This is a genomic window from Pseudomonas sp. IPO3778 (assembly GCF_013386825.1).
In the GTDB taxonomy this organism is placed as follows: domain Bacteria; phylum Pseudomonadota; class Gammaproteobacteria; order Pseudomonadales; family Pseudomonadaceae; genus Aquipseudomonas.
This window is the reverse complement of sequence record NZ_JACARC010000041.1, coordinates 149,497-172,773: the sequence shown is the minus strand read 5'-3', so window position 1 is coordinate 172,773 and position 23,277 is coordinate 149,497. Positions and strand designations below refer to the sequence as shown.

17 protein-coding genes are annotated in these 23,277 nt (G+C 61.5%); 8 read left to right on the top strand and 9 right to left on the bottom strand.

From position 1 onward, the window contains the following. Positions 1 to 103 precede the first annotated feature (103 nt). The 3 genes from HX855_RS22185 to HX855_RS22175 all read left to right on the top strand — a co-directional run bounded on the left by HX855_RS22185 (position 104) and on the right by HX855_RS22175 (position 4,222). Complete coding sequence (locus tag HX855_RS22185) at positions 104 to 1,060, top strand: ABC transporter substrate-binding protein (protein WP_177086069.1); 957 nt, start codon at positions 104 to 106, stop codon at positions 1,058 to 1,060. Between the two features lie 23 nt (positions 1,061 to 1,083). Beyond that, positions 1,084 to 2,409, top strand: coding sequence for an LLM class flavin-dependent oxidoreductase (locus HX855_RS22180; protein ID WP_177086067.1), 1,326 nt, complete (start codon positions 1,084 to 1,086; stop codon positions 2,407 to 2,409). Between the two features lie 190 nt (positions 2,410 to 2,599). After that, positions 2,600 to 4,222 carry a methyl-accepting chemotaxis protein gene (locus HX855_RS22175; RefSeq protein WP_177086065.1) on the top strand — a complete coding sequence of 541 codons (1,623 nt, stop codon included), beginning with the start codon at positions 2,600 to 2,602 and terminating at the stop codon, positions 4,220 to 4,222. Positions 4,223 to 4,287: 65 nt separating this feature from the next. Here HX855_RS22175 and HX855_RS22170 read toward each other — a convergent pair whose 3' ends face one another. Both HX855_RS22170 and HX855_RS22165 read right to left on the bottom strand, forming a co-directional pair. After that, a complete protein-coding gene (locus HX855_RS22170; RefSeq protein ID WP_177086063.1) occupies positions 4,288 to 9,750 on the bottom strand; it encodes a WGR domain-containing protein in 5,463 nt (1,820 codons plus the stop codon). Continuing rightward, a complete protein-coding gene (locus HX855_RS22165; RefSeq protein ID WP_177086061.1) occupies positions 9,738 to 10,940 on the bottom strand; it encodes a M48 family metalloprotease in 1,203 nt (400 codons plus the stop codon). The genes HX855_RS22170 and HX855_RS22165 overlap by 13 nt, the downstream gene beginning before the upstream one ends. Before the next feature lie 222 nt (positions 10,941 to 11,162). Between HX855_RS22165 and HX855_RS22160 the strand changes: the two genes are divergently transcribed. Together HX855_RS22160 and HX855_RS22155 are read left to right on the top strand one after the other, a co-directional pair. Continuing rightward, the gene (locus tag HX855_RS22160; protein WP_177086059.1) at positions 11,163 to 11,807 is read left to right on the top strand and encodes a dTMP kinase; all 645 of its coding nucleotides are present in this window, start codon (positions 11,163 to 11,165) and stop codon (positions 11,805 to 11,807) included. Between the two features lie 345 nt (positions 11,808 to 12,152). Further along, a complete protein-coding gene (locus tag HX855_RS22155) occupies positions 12,153 to 13,340 on the top strand; it encodes a GGDEF domain-containing protein (protein WP_177086057.1) in 1,188 nt (395 codons plus the stop codon). A 29-nt stretch (positions 13,341 to 13,369) separates the two neighbouring features. On the opposite strand, the gene HX855_RS22150 is transcribed toward HX855_RS22155, so the two are convergent. Next, on the bottom strand, positions 13,370 to 13,987 hold the full coding sequence (locus HX855_RS22150) for a TetR/AcrR family transcriptional regulator (protein ID WP_177086055.1): 618 nt from the start codon (positions 13,985 to 13,987) through the stop codon (positions 13,370 to 13,372). A 126-nt stretch (positions 13,988 to 14,113) separates the two neighbouring features. Here HX855_RS22150 and HX855_RS22145 point away from each other — a divergent pair, with 126 nt between their 5' ends. Together HX855_RS22145 and HX855_RS22140 are read left to right on the top strand one after the other, a co-directional pair. After that, on the top strand, positions 14,114 to 14,818 hold the full coding sequence (locus HX855_RS22145; RefSeq protein ID WP_177086053.1) for a glutathione S-transferase family protein: 705 nt from the start codon (positions 14,114 to 14,116) through the stop codon (positions 14,816 to 14,818). A gap of 175 nt (positions 14,819 to 14,993) precedes the next feature. Beyond that, a complete protein-coding gene (locus HX855_RS22140) occupies positions 14,994 to 16,322 on the top strand; it encodes an OprD family porin (protein ID WP_177086051.1) in 1,329 nt (442 codons plus the stop codon). Between the two features lie 79 nt (positions 16,323 to 16,401). On the opposite strand, the gene HX855_RS22135 is transcribed toward HX855_RS22140, so the two are convergent. From HX855_RS22135 to HX855_RS22110, 6 genes are read right to left on the bottom strand one after another with little or no spacing between them, the layout of a single operon-like run. After that, on the bottom strand, positions 16,402 to 17,631 hold the full coding sequence (locus HX855_RS22135; RefSeq protein WP_177086049.1) for a dienelactone hydrolase family protein: 1,230 nt from the start codon (positions 17,629 to 17,631) through the stop codon (positions 16,402 to 16,404). Positions 17,632 to 17,659: 28 nt separating this feature from the next. Continuing rightward, positions 17,660 to 18,448: an SDR family oxidoreductase gene (locus HX855_RS22130; RefSeq protein WP_177086047.1), complete on the bottom strand. Its 789-nt coding sequence runs from the start codon at positions 18,446 to 18,448 to the stop codon at positions 17,660 to 17,662. Continuing rightward, entirely contained in the window at positions 18,445 to 19,038 is a 594-nt protein-coding gene (locus HX855_RS22125; protein WP_177086044.1) for a cysteine hydrolase family protein, read from the bottom strand. Before HX855_RS22125 ends, HX855_RS22130 begins: the two co-directional genes overlap by 4 nt. Beyond that, positions 19,038 to 19,568 carry an aromatic-ring-hydroxylating dioxygenase subunit beta gene (locus HX855_RS22120; protein ID WP_177086042.1) on the bottom strand — a complete coding sequence of 177 codons (531 nt, stop codon included), beginning with the start codon at positions 19,566 to 19,568 and terminating at the stop codon, positions 19,038 to 19,040. Before HX855_RS22120 ends, HX855_RS22125 begins: the two co-directional genes overlap by 1 nt. Continuing rightward, a complete protein-coding gene (locus HX855_RS22115) occupies positions 19,558 to 20,889 on the bottom strand; it encodes an aromatic ring-hydroxylating dioxygenase subunit alpha (protein WP_177086040.1) in 1,332 nt (443 codons plus the stop codon). The genes HX855_RS22120 and HX855_RS22115 overlap by 11 nt, the downstream gene beginning before the upstream one ends. Before the next feature lie 17 nt (positions 20,890 to 20,906). Further along, positions 20,907 to 21,851, bottom strand: coding sequence for a PDR/VanB family oxidoreductase (locus tag HX855_RS22110; RefSeq protein WP_177086030.1), 945 nt, complete (start codon positions 21,849 to 21,851; stop codon positions 20,907 to 20,909). A gap of 402 nt (positions 21,852 to 22,253) precedes the next feature. Here HX855_RS22110 and HX855_RS22105 point away from each other — a divergent pair, with 402 nt between their 5' ends. Next, positions 22,254 to 23,267, top strand: coding sequence for an AraC family transcriptional regulator (locus tag HX855_RS22105; protein ID WP_177086028.1), 1,014 nt, complete (start codon positions 22,254 to 22,256; stop codon positions 23,265 to 23,267). The last annotated feature ends 10 nt before the right edge of the window (positions 23,268 to 23,277 follow it).

Here is a 23,277-nt window from a genome sequence, read left to right as displayed (position 1 = left end):
TTTCGGGGCTTCATCGTACAGCCCGCTGCATGACCTATAAACACTGCCGAGACCGCACGCGCGGATCGACTTTGAATGCTTGAGAAGGCATCTGGAGACGAACGTGCGTTATCTGACAAAACTGGCGGCCGGGTTGGCCGCTACCCTGCTGTGCCTGGCCGCGAACGCGCAAACGCTGGTGGTGGGCGACCAAAGCTACAACGCCCAGGCCGTGATGGAAGCGGCGGGGGTGCTGGACGATCTGCCCTATACCCTTGAATGGAAGCAATTCACCGCCGGGGCACCGGTCGCCGAAGCGCTCAACACCAACAGCCTGGACCTCGGCTTGCTCGGTGATTCGCCGGCGCTGTTCCTGGGTGCACTGGGCGCGCCGATCAAGGTGATTGCCATCAGCCAACAAAACCTCGACGGCGTGGCCATCCTGGTGAAAAAGGACTCGTCGATCCACAGCCTTGCGGACCTTAAAGGCAAGCGCGCCGCCGTGTGGAAAGGCTCCTGGAGCCAGCAGCTGTTACTGACCGCACTGGATAAAGCCGGTGTGCCAAAGGACTCGCTGGAGCTGCGTTATCTCAGCGCGCTGGATGCCTCCCACGCGCTGGAAGGCGGTTCGGTTGACGTGATCGCCACCTGGGAACCCTACGTCACTCAACAGGAACGCCAGGGTGCACGGGTATTGGCAACGGCTGAAGGGCTGATCCCGGCCCAGAGTTTTATCGCTGCCACCAACAAGGCCGTCGATACCAAGCGTGGGCCCATCAGCGATTTTCTCTTGCGCCTGAAAAAGGCCCGTGACTGGGCTGGCCAACGCCCGGCCAACACCGACGCTTACGCGGATGCCTGGGCCAAACGTACCCGCGCCGATGCCGACATTGCCCGCGCCTGGTTCGCCCGTGCGCGTACCACGGTCGAACCTGTGACCGCCCAATCGCCTGTGGAAGCGCAAAAGACCGTGGACTTTTTCGCCAGCCAGGGCCTGGTCAAGTCCTACCCGGCGGCTCGTCTGTTCGACGATTCCTTTGGCGCGTCCTTGCAGCCAGCCGTCGCTAAAAACCAGCCCTGAACGCTTTGAGGAATACGTTAGACATGACTAAAAGACAGCTCAAACTAGGCGCCTTGACCATGGGCTGCGGCGGGCCCGGCCGCCATAATCTATGGCTCGACCCTCAACTGCCGGCCGATGCCAGCGTCAACGTCGACTGGTACATCGACATCGCACGCCAGGCCGAGGCGGCACTGTTCGACCTGATGTTCATCGTCGACAGCCAGTTCATCACCCCGGGCTCGCCGTCCCACTACCTGAACCGCCTGGAGCCGCTCACGCTGTTATCGGCACTGGCCGTCTGCACCCGGCATTTGGGCCTGGTGGGCACCCTGACCACCTCTTACAACTCGCCCTATAACGTCGCGCGGCGCCTGGCGTCACTGGACCTGATCAGCAAAGGCCGCGCCGGCTGGAACGTGGTCACCAGCGGCGATGCCGGCACCGCCGGCAATTACAGCCGCGACGAACATTACGACTACGACACCCGCTATGGCCGCGCCGCCGAACACGTCCAGGTGGTGCAGGGGCTGTGGAACTCCTACGAGGACGATGCCTTTGTGCGCGACCGCGCCACCGGCCAGTTCCTCGACCCGAGCAAACTCCACAGCCTGAACCACAAGGGCGAACACTTTTCCGTGGTGGGCCCGCTGAATATCCAGCGCTCACCCCAAGGCCAGCCGGTGATCTTCCAGGCTGGTGATTCGGAACAAGGCCGCGACCTGGGGGCCGCCACTGCCGATGTCATCTTCACCCACGCCGCCAGCATCGAGCAGGGCCAGGGGTTCTACCGGGACATAAAGGGCAGGGCGCAGCGACACGGCCGCGACCCGGAGCAATTGCTGGTGATGCCCGGCGCCGAAATTTATGTGGGCGATACCGACGAACAGGCCCGTGAAATCGAACAGCACTACCATCAGGCCGACCACAGTTTTGAGCTGGCGTTGAAGGAATTCGGGCGCAATTTCGGCTGGCATGATTTCAGCCAGTACGACCTTGATGCGCCGTTCCCCCAAGAGAGCCTGGAGGCGGCACGCAGCAGCTTTTTCACCAATGCCAAACGCATTGCGGATCAGGCCCGGGACAAGGGTTTTACCTTGCGCCAGGCGGTGGAATTTGGTCGGCAGCTGCGCCCGGGTGCCTTTGTCGGGTCGGCGCAGACGGTGGCGAGCAAGATGGCGGACTGGTTTGAAGCGCGGGCGGTGGATGGGTTCAATATCTACATTGGGCATCCGGAGCAGTTCAAGCGGTTTACGCAGGAGGTCATCCCGTTGTTGCAGGCCCGTGGCGTGTATCGCACGGCGTATGAGGGAACGACGTTGCGCGAAAGCCTGGGGTTGGAGATTGCGCGAGGGGTTCGTAAAAGGTAGTCGATGTCGCCATACCCTCACGATAAAAGTGCCCACTGAAAACGCTGCTCAGGTCGAGTCTTTGTGCTAAAGGTTTTCGGTTTTCTACCGACAGTAACGGAGGTGGCCAAGTTTTCCGTTTGACGGATCCGCCCGATGTTACCTGCCAAGATTGCCGCTAAATGCTTTTCGACCCTGAGCGAAAAAATCCATGTTCTTAAGAAATATACGAATCGCCGCCAGAGCGTTCATCGCTTTTGCCGCTATTGCGCTGCTGAGTGTGCTTCTCGGCCTCTTCGCGTTGAAGCAGATTCGAGAAGTTCAGTTCCAGGCGGCTGACATTCAGAACAACTGGATGCAGCGGGTCAGGATCCTCGCGCTGGCCAATGCATCGCTAGACCGTTTTCGCCTGGGTGAGATGGCACACATCCTGTCTTCAACCAACGCAGACATGCAGACCTACGAAGAAAAATCAGCAGGGCGCCTGAAAATCGTCAAGGAACAACTGACGCAGTACGCAGGATTACTCAGTACGACGGATGAAAGATCACGTCTCGCTGTGTTCAACCAGAGTCTTGATGTTTATGCGAAGAACCATATCGAGATGCTCCGGCTCTCGCGGGCGGGCGATAAAAAGGCTGCCGTAGAGTTTCTCAACAGCATACGAGACAGCTATGAGCAGATGACAAAGAACTTCGATCAACTCATAGACCTTGCCAATAAAGGTGCCGAACAGGCTGGCCAACAGTCTGTAGACGCTTACGAGCATGCCATCGGCGGTATCGCAATCGTGATTCTGCTGGTGAGCGCGGGAACAGTGATTGTTGCCTGGCTGCTGACCCGAAGCATTACCGCGCCCATCGTCGAAGCGATGCACGTGGCCGAGACCATTGCCAGAGGCGATCTGACCCAACCCATCAACCCCACCGGTAACGACGAGGCCACACGCTTGCTCAGGGCGCAGGAGGTGATGCGCGATAACCTTGTGCAGACACTCCGGCAGATAACCGGCTCCTCCAACCAACTGGCCGCTGCGGCCGAAGAACTGAATGCTGTCACCGCCGAGGGCAGTCGCGACTTGCAACAACAGCATGGGGAGATTGAGCAGGCAGCCACGGCGGTCACGCAGATGACAACAGCCATTGAAGACGTGGCGAGGAACGCCGCGTCGACTTCCGAGCTGTCACAGGAATCGCGAAACATCGCCTTAAAAGGCCAGCAGCGAATGGTTGAGGCTTTAAATTCGATTCGATCGCTGACACAGGGTGTCGAGCTGAGTTCCGAGCAAGTCGGCGGCCTTGCCGATCAAGCCAAGCGTATCGGCAAAGTCCTTGATGTTATTCGGGCGATTGCCGAACAAACCAATCTTTTGGCGCTGAACGCTGCCATCGAGGCCGCACGTGCGGGGGATGCGGGCCGTGGTTTCGCGGTGGTGGCCGACGAAGTGCGTGCCCTGGCACACCGTACGGCCCAATCCACCCAAGAAATTGAGCAGATGATCGGAGGCATCCAGACCGGGACCGCCAACGCCGTCAACACCATGCACGCCAGTAGCAGCATGACTCAACAGACCCTTGAGTTGGCCGAGCTTGCGCAAAAAGCCTTGGCGGACATTGTTGCAGCCAACGACGAAATCAATGACCGTAACCTGGTGATTACCACCTCGGCTGACGAGCAAGCGCATGTCGCGCGGGCGGTGGATCAGAACCTGCTGAATATCCAGCAACTGTCGATTCAATCCTCGGAGGGTTCCAGCCAAACGACGGCCGCGTCACAGTCTCTTGCAACCCTGGCGTCTGAGCTGAACACAATGGTCAAGCATTTCCAGATCTGATCAGCCTTGGGATCGCCACAGCGCGTTCTGATTGAACGCGCTTATCCCATTCATGCCGGATCTACTCAGAGCGGCTCGGTGTGATTGACCCCTGCCTGCTCTTGATAGCCTTTGCGCAGTTTCTCCGCGATCAGCTTTTCCGCTTCCCGCACGGCGCGCTCGGGGCTGTCGAGGGACTTGATCAGGGTCTGGCCCTTGGTGCCGATGCGGCCGAAGTGCACCACCACCTCTGCCTCGGTGACGCCGATCCGCCAGAACTTGTTGGAGTTGCCTTCACCAAAGGTGAATTCGCGCATCGGGGTCGACGCTTCAGGGGTTGGCGCCGGCTCGACTTCAACCGTTTCCGGTTCGACCTCCAGTTCCGGCTCTGGCAGCGCGGGCGTTTCTTCACCCCGTAGCAGCGCTTCGATGCGATTCAGCACGTCTTCCGGGTCTCGCAGCCAGTCATGGCTGGGCACGTCGATGATCTTCCAGCCGAAACTGCGCAATACGGTCGGGCGGAAGATATACCGCTCACGCACGTCAGCAGCGGCTGCCGTATTGCCGTCCAGCAGCACGCCAAGGCTGAAGTGTTCACCGCTGGCGTCACTGATCGCCAGGTCGCAGCGGAACTGCGACCGCCCGACGGTTTCCTGCACCGTATGCCCGCGCTTGCGCAGCGCGGCGGCGAGGGCGCCGCGCAGGCCGTCCTTGGGCAAGCTCACGGCAAAGGATTGCTTGGCGCCCGGGTTGAGGTTGGCCAGGATCCCCTGGGAACGCGGCGCATCCCCGCTGGCGCTGGCCTGGGCGAATTGCAGGAACGCGCGCAGTGCAGCGGCACCGTCGTTGTGGGTGTTGGTGATGGCCTGCGCCTCGATACTGGAGACGATCGCCATGCGCTTGCGTGCGCGGCTGAAGATCACATTCAGGCGTTTTTCCCCGCCGCGCTGGTTGATCGGGCCGAAGTTCATCAGCATCTTGCCGTTCGGGCCCGGCGCGTAGCAGATGCTCAGGATGATCACGTCCCGTTCATCACCCTGCACGTTCTCCAGGTTCTTGACGAACAGGCCATTGAACTGCCCGGCGTCTTCGCGCACGTACTCACGCTCCAGGCGGGTGGCAAAGGCCGAGTCGCTGGCGGCCAAGTCCTCCAGGGCTTGTTCGATAGCGCCTTGCTGGGCTTCGGAGAAGGCCACAATGCCCAGGCTCAAGCCGGTCTCGCGCTGCAGCAGCTCGCGCACCAGCTGGGCGATATACCGCGCTTCGGCCAGGTTACTGCGACCGAGGTAGACGCCATCGCTCATCTTCAAAAAGCTGATGGGACTGTCGAGCAGCGTGTCGGCACCCTGCGTCACTGCCAGGGCATCCGTGGAGTCCAGTGCGGCATGGGCCGGGGCAGGGCGCTCGATACGCCGGTCGGGGATGGTGATCAGCCGGCCTTCGTAGAACGCCGCGTTGGAAAAGCTGATCAACGCTTCATGCCGGCTGCGGTAGTGCCAGGCCAGCAGGGTCGCCGGCAAATTGCGTGCGGCCTGGCTCAGCAGGCTGTCGGCATCGAGGTTGATCGCAATCTGTTCGCCGTCTTCCATGGCAATCAGTTCGTTATCGTCCTGGTCCCCTGCGCTGGAGAAGAAGTTGGTCGGCGGCAACTGCATCTCGTCACCCACCACGATCACCTGCTGCGCGCGGCTCAAGGCCGGCACGGCTTCTTCGCTGGGGATCTGGCTGGCTTCGTCGAAAATCACCACGTCAAACAGGTCCGGGGTCAGGGGCAAGGTGTCAGACACCGACAGCGGGCTCATCAACCAGATGGGCTTGAGGTCGTTGATCACCCGGCCACTGTCCCCACTCGCCATTTCGCGGATGGAGCGGTAGCGCATGGTCTTGCCCAGCTCATGTTCCAGTTCGCGACGGCCCTTGGCGTAAGTTTTCTTGAACTCACGGGCCTGGGCATCCAGTTGGGTGACTGACATCGCCGATTGCTTCACATGCTCCAGGAAACGCTGGTGCAGCGTGGCGCTGAGCACATGGGCGTTGTGCTTGAGCAGGCTGCTTTCCGCCTGGCTGACCTGACGGGCTGCCAGACCCAGGGCCGGGCCGTCGAAGCGCGCCAGTTGCGGGTTGGCGCGGTACAGGCGGGTGAGGTTTTCCTGGGCAATCACCGCCTCCAGCGCCCGTTGCGCCAACCCATGCTGTTGCACGGCCAACAGGCAGACGGGATCGGCCTGGTGCAGCTCAACAAGCAGGGGCAGGCTGTCGGGCAGCTCGTCGATTTCTTCTCGCAGGTCCCGCAGGTATTCGGCCAACACGCCCAGGCTCGGCGCCGGCTCGAACACACAGTGTTGCGCAACCAGTTCGGCCAGGCGTGCAACCGGCTGGCGCAGGCTGGCTTCCTGGCGCACGCCGGGCAGGGCATTCGGGTTACCGCGCAAGCCTTCGACCCACTGGCGCAACAACGGTGATGCGCTCAGTTGCTGGAGCAGGGCCTGCAGGTTGTGCACGAACAGGTCGATGTCCTGGATACCGTAGCGACTTTGCAGGCGCTGCTGTTCGGCCTGCAACTCGGCGGTGGCGCGGTGTTCGCCGGCCAGGTTGTCGAGCACATTGCGGTAGCTGGGACGGACTGCGTGCTGGCTGAAGTCGTAGCGCCGCTGCAGCTCGCCACGCAGTCGCCACCACGCCGGTTGCAACCACCGCAGCAGCGAGCCTTCCAGGCGCTGCACCAGATCCTGGGCGGCCTGGGTGTCCTGGGGCGCGAGTTTGTCGCGCCAATGGCGGGTGCCTTCACCGGCACTGTGTTGCTGCACGGTCAGCGTCTGCAACCCCGCTTGTTCGGCGTGCAGCGCCTGGGAGCCCGGTGAGCCCGGTTCCAGCAGGTCCAGGTGCGACGCCAGGTTGGCGCCGGTCAGTTGCTCGGCGGCCTGGGTCAGCACGCACGCATCCGCCAGGCGGGTATCACTGGACAGCAGGCTGGAGGATGACTCCATCAACTGCTCGACACTGTCCATCAACCCGCTGGCTTCATCCAGGAAGGCCTTGAGCTGGCCATAGGCGTGCTCGTGGGTAATGAGACTGGAAGCCAGGTGGCTGAAAGGGTGGCGCGCAAAACTGTCGAGGCCGAAGCGCTCGTTGATCGCCTGATACAAGCGCCCGGTCAGTTCGTTTTGTGCCTGCCAGCGACGCCAATCGGGCAAGCGCTCCAGGGCCTCGGGGGGTAACTGTGCAGCCACGGCCGGCAGTTCGATGAGATGCCGCACCAGCTCACGTACGGAGCAGGCCAGGGTCTCCGGCACTCCGGCCATGGCCTGTTCAAAGCGCTCGATCAGGCCCAATTGTTGGGTCAGGGTGGCCAATGTGGCGCTGCGCCGGGCTTGCAACTGCGGCGATTGCGCGTCGCCGGCAATCCAGCGTTCATAACACTCGCGCAGGTTGCCGACGAAAGCCTTCTTGTCGGTCTGGGAGTCGTGAATCAGGCAGCACAATTCCCCCAGCTCACTCTGTTGCAGGCGATGGAAAACCACGTCCAGGGCCGCGCGCTTTTCACACACAAACAGCACCCGCAGGCCGCGACCGGCGTAGTCGGCGATCAGGTTGGTGATGGTCTGGGACTTGCCGGTACCCGGCGGGCCCTGAATGATGAAATTGCGCCCGGTGCGGGCCAGGCTGACGGCCGCATTCTGCGTCGCGTCGCCGGCTACCACGTTCCATTGTTCGGGCAGCGGGATCGGGTCCGGGGCCTGGACTTCGACGTCCCGCGGCTCGATGGAGAACATCCGGTCAAACGCTTCGTTCTGCGCCGGCTCGTCGATCAACTGCGCGTAGTCGCGCACCAGCGACATCTTGCGATAGTTGAAGTTGGCCAGGGTGACCTGGGTCAGGTCGATGTCCCAGGCGTAGCGATGCCCCTGGTTTTCGGGCAGGGCAAAGGTGCTGTTTTCGGTGCTGCTGGCGACCATTTGCGGATGCTGGGCCTGCAGCGACGGTTTGCCGCCCACCGCGAGGCGCAGCGGAAATTGGCTGGGCAGTACCTTTTGCTGGAACAGTTGCAGGCCCAGCGGGCGGTAGTCTTCGCGGTCGTAGCTGAAATCCGGCTTCACCAGGGGCATGGCCGAGCGCTGACGAGCGCGGCGGCGCTGGAAATGGTGCAGGTGCTGCACCGCCTTCTGGTGGATCAGTTCGATTTGCGGTTTGCTTTGCAGGCGCAACTCCACGCCAGGCTCGGTCAGTTTGATCTGGCGCGCAATGTCGGCGTGAATGTCTTCCAGGGAGGTCTTTTGCAGGTCAACGGTTTCCGGCAACTGGATATCGTAGAGCTGGCGCAACTGATGACGCAGCACCGGGTTGAACTCCGCCTCGGTTTCATCGCACTGCAACATGAACTGGTCGCGCACGCCTTTTTTACGGCTCAGCTCCACCGGCAGCCACAGCAGCGGGGTGACGATGCGTTCTTCCGGGGTGTCCTTGAGGTTGTGCCAGCGCATAAAGGCCACCACTAGGCGCAGGTTGCTGAAGCCGAACTCGGCGCGGTCGCGACGGGTTTCCTGGATGATGCGTTCCAGGGACGCCTGCAGCCAGGTCTGGTCTTCAAACCGCAGCCATTGCTGCAGGCCAACGGGCTTGCCGCTCAATACCTGCTCGGAGAACCCCCCCAGGGTCGGTTGCCAGGTGCACAACGCGTCGGGCCGGATGCTTTCAATCTGCATCACCAGCGGCACGCTGGCCACGGTCAGGTTGACGCTGGCCTGGGTCGGCCGGAAGTGCAGCAGGCGATTGCGCCGCGACAGGTCGAACAGCCGGTTGCGCAGGTGCTCCAGCACCACGGTGCGCCGCGAAGCCGGGCCTTCGGCCTGGGCCAGCACGCGCTCCACATCCAGGCTGGCCGGCTGCTCACGCCAGGATTCCAGGCGCCGGGCCAGGGAACTGACATCCGTGGCGCGCTCATGCCGGTTGAGTTCGGTCATCTCGACGATGAGGTTGGCCAGCACCGGGTTGAGCCGGCCATTGAGCTGGAACAGGTTGCGCCGGTGCCGGGCAAAGGTCTTGAGGTCGTTGATGTCGGCAAAATCCAGCCCGCAGGCCAGGCACGCCAGCAACTGGCCGAGCTGGAAAATATCGGTGATTTCGTCGTGGTGCCCGAGGCGATGCTCCCAGCTGTGCAGGTCGGTGAGGAACACCGGGTGGTCGATGGTCTGGTGCGGGTCCTCCTGGACTTGCAGGTCGGTAATCGCCACGCCGGTTTCCGAATCCCGGGTCAGGCGCACCTTGCCGACGATATTCAGTGCCGACTCCGGATTGGGCTGTACCTGCTTGATCGCCTCCAGTGCCAGCCGGGGCGGCACGCCCTCGGGGTTGCGCAGGTGCAGGGTGCGCTCTGGCCCTTGCAATACATCAAGGAAACCGAGCTGGGCGACACGCCCCAGTTCATGCAGTTGCGCCACCTGGCGCAGCAGCGGCAGCGTCAGGAACAACACGTCGTCGATGGGCACGGCGGCGCCATCGTGGCTCAGCAGCAATTGTGTGAACGTGACGGGCTGGGTTATTGGGTCCATGTGTCGACCTCCGCTTTGAGCGCGCGAACGATCGGGTCGAGCTCACGTTTGGGTAATTTGATATCGCGCTTGAGCACGCTGATAAAGTCGTCGGCGCTGCCGAGTTTCTTCGCGGTGCGCGCGGCATGCAGCAATGCCTCATCGCGCAGGTCGCGGTCCACCAGGCTCAGATCGAGCATGATGAAGTGCAAGTACTCGTGGATGCTTGCGTCGATCCGCTCGGCATTCAGGGTGCCGAGGTCCAGCGGTGTTTCAGTGTCTTTCCAGTCGGGAAAGAAGCCACGCACCTGATTCAGCACACCCTCCGACTGCAACACCGCAGCGTCGATAAAGCTCGCGATAAAACCGCGGGTGAGGGCGGTCAGCTCGACCTGGTCGGTCACATCCAGGCGACTGAGGGACAGCGGCCCGCGCAACCGGCGGTGCAGCCAGGCATCCGTCTCCGGGAGCTGCTGCCACCAGCTGTCGACCGCCTGGGAACGCAGAAACGTCTCCGGGTGCGAGGTGCCCTGGGACAACTGCGCATCCTTGCCATCCAGCTCGCGGGCCTGCTGCAGATAACTGGCGGCGTCGACGCTGACAATCCCGGTGTGAACCTTGACCAGGGACGTGATGGAGGCTTCCGGCCCGCTGGCCACCAGGGCCGCACCACGGTCGGCGTAGATTTCGGTGTGCAGGCTGTATAAGCGTGCGGTCTGTTCCAGGCTGGGCGGCGTGTACACGTCGGCCATCGCATGGTTGAGAATGCGCTCGGCGGTGAGGTAGTCACCGTCGTGCTCCGACCATAACCGGTAATGGGCCAGCTCATGCCCCAGCAACGCCAGCAACTCCTGGGCGTCGAGCCGCTCAAGGATCGGCCCGAAAAACACCACGTGCACTTCACCGGCCAGGTAATACAGGCTCGCATTCATCGCACCATCACCGGCCTGGTAAAGGGTGGCGGGCGCCTGGATCTGCAAACACTGCAACGCTGTCTCGCACGCCTGGTAGGCCAGCGGGTGGGTTTCGGGGCTCAGGCGGTAGGTGTCTCGCAGCAATTGCGCGCGCACATCCTGGGCATGTTCCTGCTGAACCCCCAGGGATGAGGCCCAGTCCCATACGGCAGGTTCACGGGTTTTCAGGTACTCGACCACCTGTTGGTGGTAAGGCAGCGGCGTCAGGCTGCTGATGTCCAGCGCGGGGGTGCTCATCGTTCGAACGTCCTTGAGGATACGGCTCCATAAACTGCGCCTGGGCAGCAGAGGCGTGGGCTGGCATCCCGGTATCAGTGGTCGGCAATAAACGCGGAGCATACCTAGGAAGGGCACAGACGTCATTTAAATAGGGACAGGCCGTCACCCAGGGTTTTGAGCACCCTCAGCCAGCAATTCAGATAGAGTTCACCGATTCCCCTCTCAATCATTAGTTGAAGTATGAATCGTCCGCTGTTTGTTTCTCTGGATGGGCCCAAGGGGACCGGCAAAACCACGCTGCTGGAAGCCGTGACGAAAGCCCTGAGGGCCGCCAATCACAAAGTGATCCGGCTGTGCGAGAAAAAAAGCGATCCCTATCGGGGTGAAACAATGGCCCTGGTTAACCAACTCGTCAGAAACCCCGACCGGGCATTGGAGTGGGAGGTGTGTGAGCGATTGGCGGATAGCCGTGCCTGGATCTCCCAACACGTGCTCCCGGAACAGCCACCCGGCAGCATCGTCTTGATCGATCGTTGGTACCCGTCTGATGCGGCGTTTCGCCGGACGGTCCCGTTTGCCGAAATCCTGCAGTTGAATATTGATCGAAACGTGCGCGTGCCCGACCTGCATGTGGGGGTTGTGACCACGCCTGAGGTTTCATGGGCGAGGGCGGCGGCACGCCGGCGTGGGCTGGGCAGTACGGTGATCCATCAGTTGCAAGAGCATGTCGCGTGTACCCAGGCGTTCGAGCAAGCGATTGCCGATAACGGTTGGGTGTTATGCCGCAATGAAGGAACGATCGAAGAGGCAACAATGCAGGTGGTGGCTGCGATCTGCCGTTGTCAGGCGTCACGCTTTAGCAACGGCGACGCTGTATCAACTTAGTGCAAAGGGTGTAGAGGGAGAAGAGAAAGGTCGCGTAAAAACACAACGCCATGAGCAAAAAAATGAACGCTGCAGAAAGCACGATTTTTCGATAGTTCATGATCCCTTCCCTGCTCGAATGAAATGCGGGCAAGCCCCGATCGAATAGCTCCATAGGCCCGCACCGACACGGCGGGTGTGGGGTGTAAGGCGGAGTATGGCGACCAACTTTTAAGAAAGTATTAGGCAGGCCACGTGCACGCAGGTCGGGGAGGGCAGACGCTGTTATCCACGACAGCCCCCATGTTTGGCCCGTTCAACTAAACTGGCGCCCATACACTTCCTGCCAGCGCCCGGTGAGACGCCATGATCGCCCATACCCCCACGCTGTTTGCCTGCGTTGCCCTGGTGGCGACGATCATGGCGTTTTGTCTGATTCTGGTCGGCCAGTTCAATCGACGCGACGGCCTGCTGACCATTGGCTGTGGTCTGTTGGCACATGCCCTGGCCTACGTGGGCTACACCTTTTATGGCCATGCTCCGTTGTGGTTTACCTACGGCGCCGCCAATACCTTGCTGGCGGTGGCGCTGGCCTTTTATGGGGCCAGTGTCTTTCGGGTTGTGGAGTTGCCCGTGTGCTGGTGGCGGGTATTCGCGCCCGCGGCGTTGATGCTGCTGTTGATGGTCGGCCTGATCGACACCCTGGAACCGCGAATGCTCGCGGCCACGATTGTGTTGATGGTGCAGTGCGCATTGATCATCCACTGGACTCGCCGCTATGTCCCCGCCCAGGGCCGGGCGCGGATGCTGTTGATCATCGGGTCTAGCATCAGCCTGATCGGCTTGGGCATGCGGGTGGTGGCCGTGCTCGGCGGAGGGGCGGCCGAGATGCGTTACGACGTCAGCAACCTCAAGCAAACCATCTCGGTCAGTATCGGCACGTTCACCGCGATGATGATTTCCCTGGGCCTGGTGTTGTTGTCCAAAGAGCGCAGTGAATCCTTGCTCCAGCACATGGCGTTGCGCGATGTCTTGACCGGCATTCTTAACCGTCGGGCCATCCTTGATCAGTTTTCCACCGAGTTGGAACGTGCGCGCCGCGACGGCTCCTGCCTGGCCGTGGCGATGGTCGACATCGATCACTTCAAACAGATCAATGACCGGTATGGCCACCTGGCGGGAGACGAAGTGATTTGTCACTGTGTCAACCACCTCACCCAGCGCCTTCGTCAATCCGACAGCATTGGTCGTTATGGTGGTGAGGAGTTTCTGTTATTGCTGCCGGGCACAGACGCAGAGGGCGCCATTGCCGCCCTGGATACACTGCGCGCGTCCCTGGCCGAATCACCGGCTCACTATGGTGATTCAACCATCTCACTGCGCATCAGCATCGGTGTTTGCTGCGGGGTGCCTGAGGAAGGCGACACCACCGCCAGCCTGCTTGCCAGGGCGGACGCGGCGCTTTATGACGCCAAGGGCGTGGGGCGCAATACCTTGCGGTTGGCACCGCCGTATTTCCAGCCGAGTGAAGCGCCGCTCAGCCCGGCCTCCTGAAAGTGTCGATGTCCGGCGGCATGCGTCGCCTAAGGTGGTGTAGGCACACGGGGTTGGGAAATGCCCGCATCCAGCAAGGCAAGGACAGGCCTCACCACACTTTCCAACAATGGGCGCTGCGGCTTGGCGCGGGCCAGCACGCGAATGCCCAGCAGCACGCCGAGTAACAGCCGGCCAAGATCTTCGGCAGGTTGCAAACAGGAAATGCTGCCGTCGTGTTGACCGGCCTCAACACGGCCACGGAAAAATCCCTCAGCACGGCTCAGGAAGTCATCAATGATGTCTTGTGCTTCGGGCGCATCAGGAACCGCTTCCAACGCCGAGTTCACCATCAGGCAACCACGATGCAGCGAGTCGCTCATCGAGCGGTCGATGATCTCCTCAAAGAACAGTTCAATCGCCTGACGCGGCGCCGCGGTGGCTTCAAGGCGAATCACGCGCTCGCCGAAACTGCTTCCAAGGTAGTGCGCCAACGCCCTGCGATACAACGCGCGTTTGTCGCCGAAGGCGTTATAGACACTGGCGCTGGTCATGCTCATGCGATCAATCAAGTCGCGCATCGACGTGGCCTCGAAACCCTTGGCCCAAAAGCATTGAATCGCCGCATCGAGGGCGATGGCTTCGTCAAATTCCCGGGGTCTGGCCATGGCCGATTTCCTTTTGCGGCAGACGCAAGCGTTGCGTCGCATCCAACAGTGCGCCTAATATAGATCAGTCGTTCTAAAACGCAATGTGCCTGGTTGCCACAGCCCTTACTCACCCGAGATGACGCCATGATCCGTTTCTATTTCCACCCCACACCCAATCCGGCAAAGGTCGCGCTGTTTCTGGAGGAATCAGGTCTGGCGTACGAACTGATACCGGTGGACACCAGCAAAGGCGAGCAACACCTGCCCGCGTTCCGCGCGATCAACCCCAATGGCAAGGTGCCAGCAATCATTGATACCGAGGGGCCAGGTGGCAAGGAAGTGCGGGTGTTTGACTCCAGCGCGATCCTGCTTTACCTGGGGGAGAAAACCGGCCAGTTCATGGGCGCTCCCGAAGACAAGCCGGAGCTGCTGTCGTGGTTGTTCTTCATCGCCTCTGGCCTGGGTCCGTTTTCCGGTCAGGCGGTGCATTTTCAGTACGCGGCGCCAGCCGGGAACGACTACGCAGTGAATCGCTACCGTCGTGAAATCGAGCGCCATTACGAAGTGCTGGACGAGCATCTTGCGGGCCGTGACTACATCGTCGGCGACCAATACACCCTTGCCGATATTTCGACGTGGGGCTGGCTGATTCGCGCACCGAGGATCATGAAAGGCAAGGAGGACGCACTGGCGGATTACCCGAACCTGAAGCGCTGGTTCGAACGCGTTGACGCTCGTCCCGCCGCAGTTCTGGCGAAGGATGTGGGCAAGGACCATAGCTTCAAAAAAGAGATGGATGAGCAGGCAAAACAGGCGCTGTTTCCCTCCAACTATCCAAAGACCGTGTGAATGGAGGAGGAGGGCGGCGATGCGGTTTCGACCAAAAGCAGCCGCTCTCTAATCACAATACGGCCTGTTGAGTTGCCAGGCCTGGTATCAAAATATTCATCCAGTTTCATTTGTTGGCGGTTTGAGCTACCGCCTTAATGCTCCGACACACACCTGTGCACTGGAGCAAAAAATAATGAAAAAACGCCAACCGCTACTTCAGCTCAATACCTTGGCCGTGGCGCTGGCATTTGCCTTGCCGGCCATGAGCTATGCCAGCGATCAGTCCGACTCCAAGGGTTTCGTCGCGGACAGCAGTTTGAATGTGCTCAACCGCAACGTGTTCTGGAACCAGAACGGCAGCGGCAACCACACCCGTGACTGGAGCCAGGCGCTGATGGCGACCTACAGCTCAGGTTTCACCCAAGGCACCATCGGTATCGGCATTGATGCGTTTGCCGACCTGGCGTTGCGCATCGACGGGGATACCGATCGTGCGGGCGGCCCGAACATTCCATCCGACGCCAATGGCAATCCGGATCGCGGCTTCGCGAAGGCCGGTGGGGACGTCAAGTTTCGTATTTCCAATACCACGCTCAAGATCGGCGACTTGCAGCCCACCTCGCCGGTGTTCGCCACCGCCGATAACTACCTGATGCCGCAGACCGCATCAGGCTTCCAGATCGACAGTCATGAAATCACCGGCCTGAACCTGGAAGCCGGCCATTTCACCTCCGGTACCGGTAACACCACCACGTCCCGTAGCGGTGACATCCTCGCCAGCTACGCCGGTGTGGGTGCGGCGTCGGCCAGCTTCGCGGGTGGCAAGTACCAGTTCAGCAAGGAGTTCACCGCTTCGCTGTACGGCGCGCACCTGGAAGATGTCTGGAATCAGTACTACGTCAATTTGAACCTGGTGCATCCGTTGACCGCTGACCAATCCGTCGCCCTGGACTTCAACCTCTATCGCACACTGGACGATGGCGAAGCCAAGGCCGGTACCATCGACACCACCGCCGCCTCGCTGGCCGCTGCCTACACCCTGGGCGCACAGACCTTTACCCTGGCCGGCCAGAAGATCGACGGTGACGAGCCGTTCGACTATGTCGGCTTTGGGGGGACCAACGCCGGTGTCGGTGCCGGCCGCTACGGTAATTCGATCAACCTCGCGGACTCGGTGCAGTACTCCGACTTCAACGGCCCGGGCGAGCGGTCCTGGCAGATGCGCTATGACCTGGACATGAGCACCTTTGGCGCCCCCGGCCTGAGCTTCATGGCCCGCCATATTCGCGGCTCCGGCATCGACGGTACGCATACGCCCGGCAACTCGGCCTACACCGGATTCTATGGCGCCAACGACCAGGAACACGAAACCGACGCCGAAGTGAAATACGTCGTACAGAGCGGTCCGGCCAAGAAGCTGACCTTTCACCTGCGAGAGGCTTGGCATGACGGTGATGCGTCCACCGGCGGGCATTTGGTGCAGACGCGCCTGATTACCGAGTACCCGTTGAATATCTTCTAAAGAGGCGGGCCTGCACCGTTAATGGATCAACCGGGCAGGCCACGACGGCATTGAATCAGCTTCAAGTGCCGTGTCAGCGCTATTGGTCAGTCCGCCAGTTAGCCATCAATGTATTGGACGGCCGTTGCTCATCGAGCAGTTTGCGCGCCGTCTCCACGCCCGCCACCGGCAGCCCGGTGGGGTCGAGCAGGCCGATTTGCACCAGCACGCTGGCCTGATCCCAGTAGATGTGCTCGTGGTAGAGCTTGTCACCGCGAAACTTGATCACCCCCAGCATCGGGATTTCCACGTAGTGGCCGGTGGGCGCGACGTTGGGCAGCATCCAGTCGATGGCGGTGGTGTGGGTGAAACACATGATGAACTCATCGACGATTTGCAATGCCCCCACGGTGCGGGAAATGGGGATCAGCTTCATGTCGGGCGGGTTGCCGTGCACAAAATGGTGTTGATAGAAATGGCTCAATTGCTGGTAACCGACGCCGCCGGTCATGGTCGGGATATGGTTGACGTAGGGTTCGGCAACCATGGTCGCCATGGTCGCCGGCACGTCGCGGGTGCCGAATTCGTGCTGGATATGGGTTTCCCATAGCGCCGACAGGTTGAAGTGCGGGCCGATCTCACGTTTGAGCGCGGCGATGCTGCGTTCATGGGCCATCATCGATGCCGGCTTGTCGTAGTGCATGCCGCCGACCCGTGCAAAGGCATGGTCGACGCCGGGGTACAGGTAAATCTCGACGTTCTGCCGGTCGGCCAGGCGTGCGTTGATTTGCGCGCGGGCCTTGGCGTCACAGTAGCCGTCGTTTTCGGCAAAGTGCAGCACCAGGCGACCTTTGAGGTGTTCGGCCTCGTCCAGCAGGTGTTCGATGCCCATGCCGTAGTAACCCACCGCGCACGCCACCTGGGTGCGGGTCGCGGTCAGCCAGGCCAGTTTGCCGCCCATGCAGAACCCCACGTAGCCCAGGCCGGCGCCTTCGACTTCGGGCATGGCGCGCAGGGCGTTGAAGCTGGCGTCGATATCGAGCACGGCCTTGTCGATGTCCATGCGCTGGAACAGGTCGATGGCCTGGGCGAAATCCGCCTCGGTGTAACCCAGGTCTATTCCCGGCGTCAGGCGCCAGAACAGGTCGGGCACCAGGGCCACGTAACCTTCCTCGGCATAAAAGTCGGCGACGGCGCGCATGTTGGCGTTGATGCCGAAGATCTCTTGGCCAATCACCACCCCCGGGCCTTTGCCACTGGCCGGTAGGGCCAGGTAACCGGCAAATGTGGCGTTGCTGTCAGTCGCACGGATTTCAATCATGTTGCCCATGTCATCTGCCTCATTCGGTTATCAGGGTTTATTGCTGTTCACGTTGTTGTTCAAACCAGATACGCGGCGACACGCCACGGTCCGGCCCTAGAATAGAGAAGCCGCCATCCACCGGGACATCGACGCCGGTCATCCAGCTGGCGCCGGCGCTGCACAAAAACGCAATCACCGTGCCGACTTCATGCCCACGACCAATGCGGCCCAAGGGATGGAAGGGGGCGCCGACCTGATCCGCCAGTTCCAGGTCATTGCCGCTGAACTCGGCCACGCTCGGCGACCAGGTCCAGGCCGGCGACACGCTCAGCACCCGAACGCCGGCGGGCGCCAGGCTGACGGCGAGGTTTTTGGTCAGCTGCAGGATGCCGGCTTTCGAGGCGGGGTAGAGCGCCCGTCCGGCAGCGCCGAATTTGCCACCGGTACTGCCCACATTGATCACCACGCCACCGTCGGGCAGGTGAACGGCGACCTTCTGTGTGAAGATCGCCGCCGACACCAGGTTGACGTTCAAGGTCTTCAGCCACTGCGCGCGATCGGAGGCCAGCCCCTGGTCGGCATACAGGCAGGCGTTGTTGACCAGGATGTCGAGGCGGCCATAGCACGCCAGGGTGGCGGCGATGCAGGCGTCGATCTCGTCGTCGCGCTCCACGTCACACACGCAAAACCCGCAGCCCAGCTCAGCGGCCAGCGCCTGGCCGGTCTCGGCACTGCGCCCGGCCAGCATCACCCGGGCGCCTTCGTCGAGCAATTGGCGGGCGATGTCCAACCCCAGCCCTTGGGTACTGCCGGTCACGATCGCGACCTTGCCGGTGAGCATCATGGGTAGCCCTCCAAGGCTTGATTAACGCTTTGAATCGAGGCAATCAGCGCCATGCTGTGCAGCGAAGCGGCGTGCACGCGGCTGTCGGCGCTGGCGCATGCATCGGCCAGTACCGTGACTTCAAAGCCACAGTCCACCGCGTGGCGCACCGTGCTTTCCACCACTGAGTGCGTCGCCACCCCTGCGATCAATAGCCTGGAGGGGTTGAACTGGCGAACCAGGGTTTCCAGCGACGTACCGTAAAAGCCATTGATGCGCTGGTGGGTCACGACAAACTCCCGGGGGTTATCCCACGGCGCCAATTCAGTGAAAAACGCCGCGCCCCAGCTGCCCTCCTGAACGGCGCCGATGGCGGCGACGTTGCGCAGGATCGGCGCGTTCTGAAGCAGGTCGGCATAGTCGGGCCGGAAGGCCACCCGCACGTGCATGATCGGCCAATGCCGCGCCCGGGCTCCGGCCAACAAGCGGCCGGCGGCCTCCAGCAGCGCGGTGCGCGCCGGTTCATCGGCGGCCAGCCCCACGCGAATCTTGCCGTCGGCGTGCAACACGTCGTTTTGATAGTGCAGGGCGATCACCAGCGGCGGGGTCATCACACGAACACCTCAAGGTTGGCGAAAACGTCGTTGCAGTTAATCAGGTCGACGCGCTTGAGCTGGATCTGCCAGCTGTCACCCCGGGGCGCGAGCTTGTAGGTATAGCGCCCGGCCAATTGGCGTTGCTCAAGGCGCCATTCGCTGTACTGGAAGCTCGCACTCACCACCAGCAACCCCTGGGCATCCAGGCCTTCGACCATCACATTGCCGACCAGGTGGGCCGTGCGGGTCGGTGGCTGCTGGGACCAGTTGCGCGCATTCTCCACACGGCGGATGCGCACCTCCCGCAGCATGCGGTTCTCCCAGAACAACGAGATATGGTCGAACGGGTTGCCTTGTCCATGCTTGTGCGGCACCCAGTACATGCCGGTGTCGGTGAACAATTGATCCCATTCCCAGAAGCGCCGCTCATCCAGCAGACGCGCTTCGTGGTACAGGAACTGTTCCAGGCGCTGCCGGGTTTCAACCGGCACCTGGGCGGCGCTCAGTGGGCGGGTGTCGACGTCGATCCGGCGGTCAAGCAGCATGGGTGCTCTCCTTGGCGATCAGGGTGGCGGTCATGAACTGTTTCCAGGCAGCGAATTGATTACGCATCGGCAGTTCACTGGTGCCATTGGTCGATACCGCACCGTCCTCCAGCAGCCGATCGGTGCCGACGTAGCGGTGCATGCTGATCCACTCACCACCACGGGTCATATTGCCTTCCTGGCAGCGCGCGTACACCTCGACGTCATCGGGCATCACGTTGGAGGAGGGCGAGTTGATCACGTTGGCGTAGGTCAGCGCGCGGTCGAACACCGCGTCGGGCGCCCCCTTGCAGCGGAACGTCTGGATTTCCACCAGCGTCTGGTCCACCGCGATCGGGCGAATCACCCGGAACTGCATGAACACGGTGTGGGGTGAGCCGCTGCCATAGATCACGGTGTTGTGCCGGTTCATGCCAAGGATGGCCTTGGCGCGCTCGTCGCCGTAGGCCTGGCTCAAACACTCGAAATGCGCGCGGGACACTTCATCGCGCTCGGCGGCGGCCGGGTCGAAGATCGCTTCCATATAGCCGTGGCCGTTGTGATAGGCGCGCAGTTCGAGCTTTTCCCAGAAGTCGTAAGGCTCGCCGTTGCCGTCCATGATCAGCAGCTCGAAGGGCATTTCACCGATGGCTTCGGCCTCGCCGCGCGCGGCGTCCACCGATGACTCGTGGGTGACACGGGCGTGCATGGTGTCGTGAAGGTTTTCGTAGAAGACCTTCCAGTTCGAGCGCTGCTGCACGCGGAAGATGCCACCGGCCACTTCGACTTCGCCTACCGGGGAGCGGTCGCAGAGGTTGTCGATGGAGGTGATGACGCCGCCGAGGAAGGTCTTGAGGTCCGGCCCGAATGAGGCCTGGCTGGCGAACACAAAGCCGCGATAAGCCTCGACCCGCGCGACGCTGGCCATCGAGAAGTCCGGGTGCTTGGGGTCGTAGCAAGTCCCTTCGAAGCCGCTTTTCAGCGGCGCCGAGAGGTGCTGGCCGTCGAGCTTGAACGTCCAGGCGTGGTAAGGGCAGCGGAAAAATTTGCCGACACTGCCGTCACCCTCGGCCACCAGCTTGGCGCCTTTGTGCGGGCAGCGGTTGTAGAGGACGCTGACCGCCTGGTTGGCGCCGCGCACCATGATCACGTCCTGGTCGCCGATGCGCGTGGTGTGGTAATCACCGGGATTTTTAACCTGGCTTTCATGGCCGACGTAGATCCAGGCACTGCCATAGATGCGCTCCATCTCCAGCTGGAACAGGACCGGATCGGTATAGACGCTTTTGTGCACGCTGTCGTCGCGGATCAAGGCAGCGATTTGCTCGTTGGTCGGTATCACGGAATATCCTCGGCTCGTCACAGATCAAGCACCAGCAGCGAACTGCCGGCACGGGAAACACAGGTGCAGAAACTGCCGCCGGCGCGGTCGCGCGCCGACAGGCAAATGTCACGATGGTCAGGCTGCCCTTCGATCACCTGGGCGACGCATACGCCGCAGTCGCCGCGACGACAGTCAAACATCGGGTCCAGGCCCGCCTGGAGCATGGCGTCCAGCACACTTTGGTCGGCGGCCACACGCAGGTTGATGCCGCTGGCGCGCAGGAGCACGTCAAACCCCTGGTCGCCAGCGACTTCCAGCGTGCCGCTGAATAACTCGTAATGCAGATGATCCTCCGCCCAACCCAACCCGCGGGCGATGCTCAGCACGCTGTTGAGCATCGCCGCCGGGCCACAGATGTACAGGTGCAGGCCTGGTTCGGGCGTGGCGAGAAGGTCTGCGGCGGGGAAGCGTTTGGCCGGGTCGCCCTGGCTGATCCAGCAATGGCTGTCAGGGTATTCGAGGACCTGCGGCAGATAGGCCATGTGCGCGGCTTCGCGACCGGCATAGTGCAGGGTGAACGGGGTGCCGGCCGCCTGCAGCGACCGGGCCATGCCAAGCATCGGCGTGATGCCGATGCCTGCGGCAATCAGCAGCACGTGCGCAGGGTTTTCGCACAAGGCAAAGTCATTGCGCGGGGCCTGGGCCTGCAGCTCGTCGCCGACCTGAAGCGAGTGCACCCAGCGCGAACCGCCGGTGCCTCCCTCTTCCAATTGCACAGCAATTTCGTAATGGTCGGCCCCGGGCACGTTCACCAGGGAATAGGCCCGGCGCTGATTACGATCGCCCGGCACCTGCAACGCCAGGTGTGCCCCGGCGGTGAAGGTCGGCAGGGGCGTGGCATTGCCGGCGACCAAGACCAGGCGGCGGATTCTAGGGGTCAGGTGCTCCACCTGTTGGACCCGAAGCAAGAGGCTGGACATAAGCAGTTCCTGTCTGAATTCAGGGCCACTGTATGAATCCAGCGAGGTGCAAAAAAGCCGCAAACGGCAAACCGGTATCCACTTCTGGCTAGAATGAAACCGCCACTCAACCGTTTGTCTCGGTTTTGCCGTGGAAATATTGGTAACGCCCTGGCCCCCAAATCCCTGAGGCCGGCGGCTTGATTGAAGCCAACGGTAGCGATTCGGGCATGACGCGTGCGGCCAGTGCACCGTTGGCGTGCGCTCAGGCAACGCCGATCACAGGCTGTATCCGGATAGTGTGGGGTTTTTAGCCAAAAGGTGCGAAAATCCCCGGTTTCAATGGGCCGGGCATAACCCTTGCACGTGTTCGGGGGTACACGCCGCAGAGTGTGTCGATATCCATTGCCGTGGGTGCCCGTCATGACCGAACAGAGTTTTGTGCAATTCAGAGACATCCGTATAGACCGCTATGATCTGGCCGGAGCACGGGCCTGGATGGCGGGGGTTTGCGGGCCGCATGAATTGCAGGCGCACCAGCCAAACCGCATCCGGTTTCACCATAAGGCGAACGTGTTCAAGTCCATGTCCACCACACTGGGTTGGATGGCTTATGGGGCAGACGTGACCGTCGGCATAGAAGACGTTGAGCGGCTCAATTGCTATAGCCTCAGCTTGCCGGTTCGCGGCGAGCAGGAGCTGATCATGGGCGGGCGCCGGTTGTTCTCCAGCCAGGACCAGGGCCTGATTGTGAGCCCCCACGATAACCAGAAACTGCAGATGGCAGGCGACTGCCAAAAGATGTCGGTGGTGATCACCCGTACGGCCATGCGCCATACCCTTGAAGGCATGCTGCAGCGTTCGTTGGAAACACCCCTGAAGTTCGAGTCGGTGATGGATGCGGTCAACGGTGCTTCAGCCTCGTGGTGGCGGTTGATCCGTTACTACATCGAGGAACTGGAACGCGGCCACGAGCTGTTCGAGCAGGTGAGCTTCGCCCGGGATATCGAGAGCGCACTGATCAAGGGCCTGATCCTGTCGCAGCCCAATAACTACACGGAAGAGTTGCGCGCCCAGTCAGGCGCCAAACTCCCGTACTACCTGATACGCGCCAGGGACTTCATCGAAAACCATGCCCGTGAAGACCTGCATCTGGAGGACGTGGAAGCCGCCGCGGGTATCTCCCGCTTCAAGCTGTTTGAAGGCTTTCGCAAGCACTTCGGCGTCTCGCCCATGGCGTATTTGAAGAAGTTTCGCCTGACGTCCGCCCGCCAGGAAATTCTCGAAGATGCGTGTGCGCGCAATATTTCAGTCATCGCCATGGGCTGGGGGTTCTATCACCTGGGCCGGTTTGCCAGTGAATACCGCAAATTGTTCAACGAAGCGCCGAGTGCCACGCTGCAACGCATCGAAGCCCGTCGCAAGCGGTCGCTCTAAGATGGGCATG

Bases quoted from the DNA above. Each gene is read 5' to 3' on its own strand.
- HX855_RS22180 (WP_177086067.1), top strand. From the start codon at position 1,084: ATGACTAAAAGACAGCTCAAACTAGGCGCCTTGACCATGGGCTGCGGC.
- HX855_RS22175 (WP_177086065.1), top strand. From the start codon at position 2,600: ATGTTCTTAAGAAATATACGAATCGCCGCCAGAGCGTTCATCGCTTTT.
- HX855_RS22170 (WP_177086063.1), bottom strand. From the start codon at position 9,750: ATGGACCCAATAACCCAGCCCGTCACGTTCACACAATTGCTGCTGAGC.
- HX855_RS22165 (WP_177086061.1), bottom strand. From the start codon at position 10,940: ATGAGCACCCCCGCGCTGGACATCAGCAGCCTGACGCCGCTGCCTTAC.
- HX855_RS22160 (WP_177086059.1), top strand. From the start codon at position 11,163: ATGAATCGTCCGCTGTTTGTTTCTCTGGATGGGCCCAAGGGGACCGGC.
- HX855_RS22155 (WP_177086057.1), top strand. From the start codon at position 12,153: ATGATCGCCCATACCCCCACGCTGTTTGCCTGCGTTGCCCTGGTGGCG.
- HX855_RS22150 (WP_177086055.1), bottom strand. From the start codon at position 13,987: ATGGCCAGACCCCGGGAATTTGACGAAGCCATCGCCCTCGATGCGGCG.
- HX855_RS22145 (WP_177086053.1), top strand. From the start codon at position 14,114: ATGATCCGTTTCTATTTCCACCCCACACCCAATCCGGCAAAGGTCGCG.
- HX855_RS22140 (WP_177086051.1), top strand. From the start codon at position 14,994: ATGAAAAAACGCCAACCGCTACTTCAGCTCAATACCTTGGCCGTGGCG.
- HX855_RS22135 (WP_177086049.1), bottom strand. From the start codon at position 17,631: ATGGGCAACATGATTGAAATCCGTGCGACTGACAGCAACGCCACATTT.
- HX855_RS22130 (WP_177086047.1), bottom strand. From the start codon at position 18,448: ATGATGCTCACCGGCAAGGTCGCGATCGTGACCGGCAGTACCCAAGGG.
- HX855_RS22125 (WP_177086044.1), bottom strand. From the start codon at position 19,038: ATGACCCCGCCGCTGGTGATCGCCCTGCACTATCAAAACGACGTGTTG.
- HX855_RS22120 (WP_177086042.1), bottom strand. From the start codon at position 19,568: ATGCTGCTTGACCGCCGGATCGACGTCGACACCCGCCCACTGAGCGCC.
- HX855_RS22110 (WP_177086030.1), bottom strand. From the start codon at position 21,851: ATGTCCAGCCTCTTGCTTCGGGTCCAACAGGTGGAGCACCTGACCCCT.
- HX855_RS22105 (WP_177086028.1), top strand. From the start codon at position 22,254: ATGACCGAACAGAGTTTTGTGCAATTCAGAGACATCCGTATAGACCGC.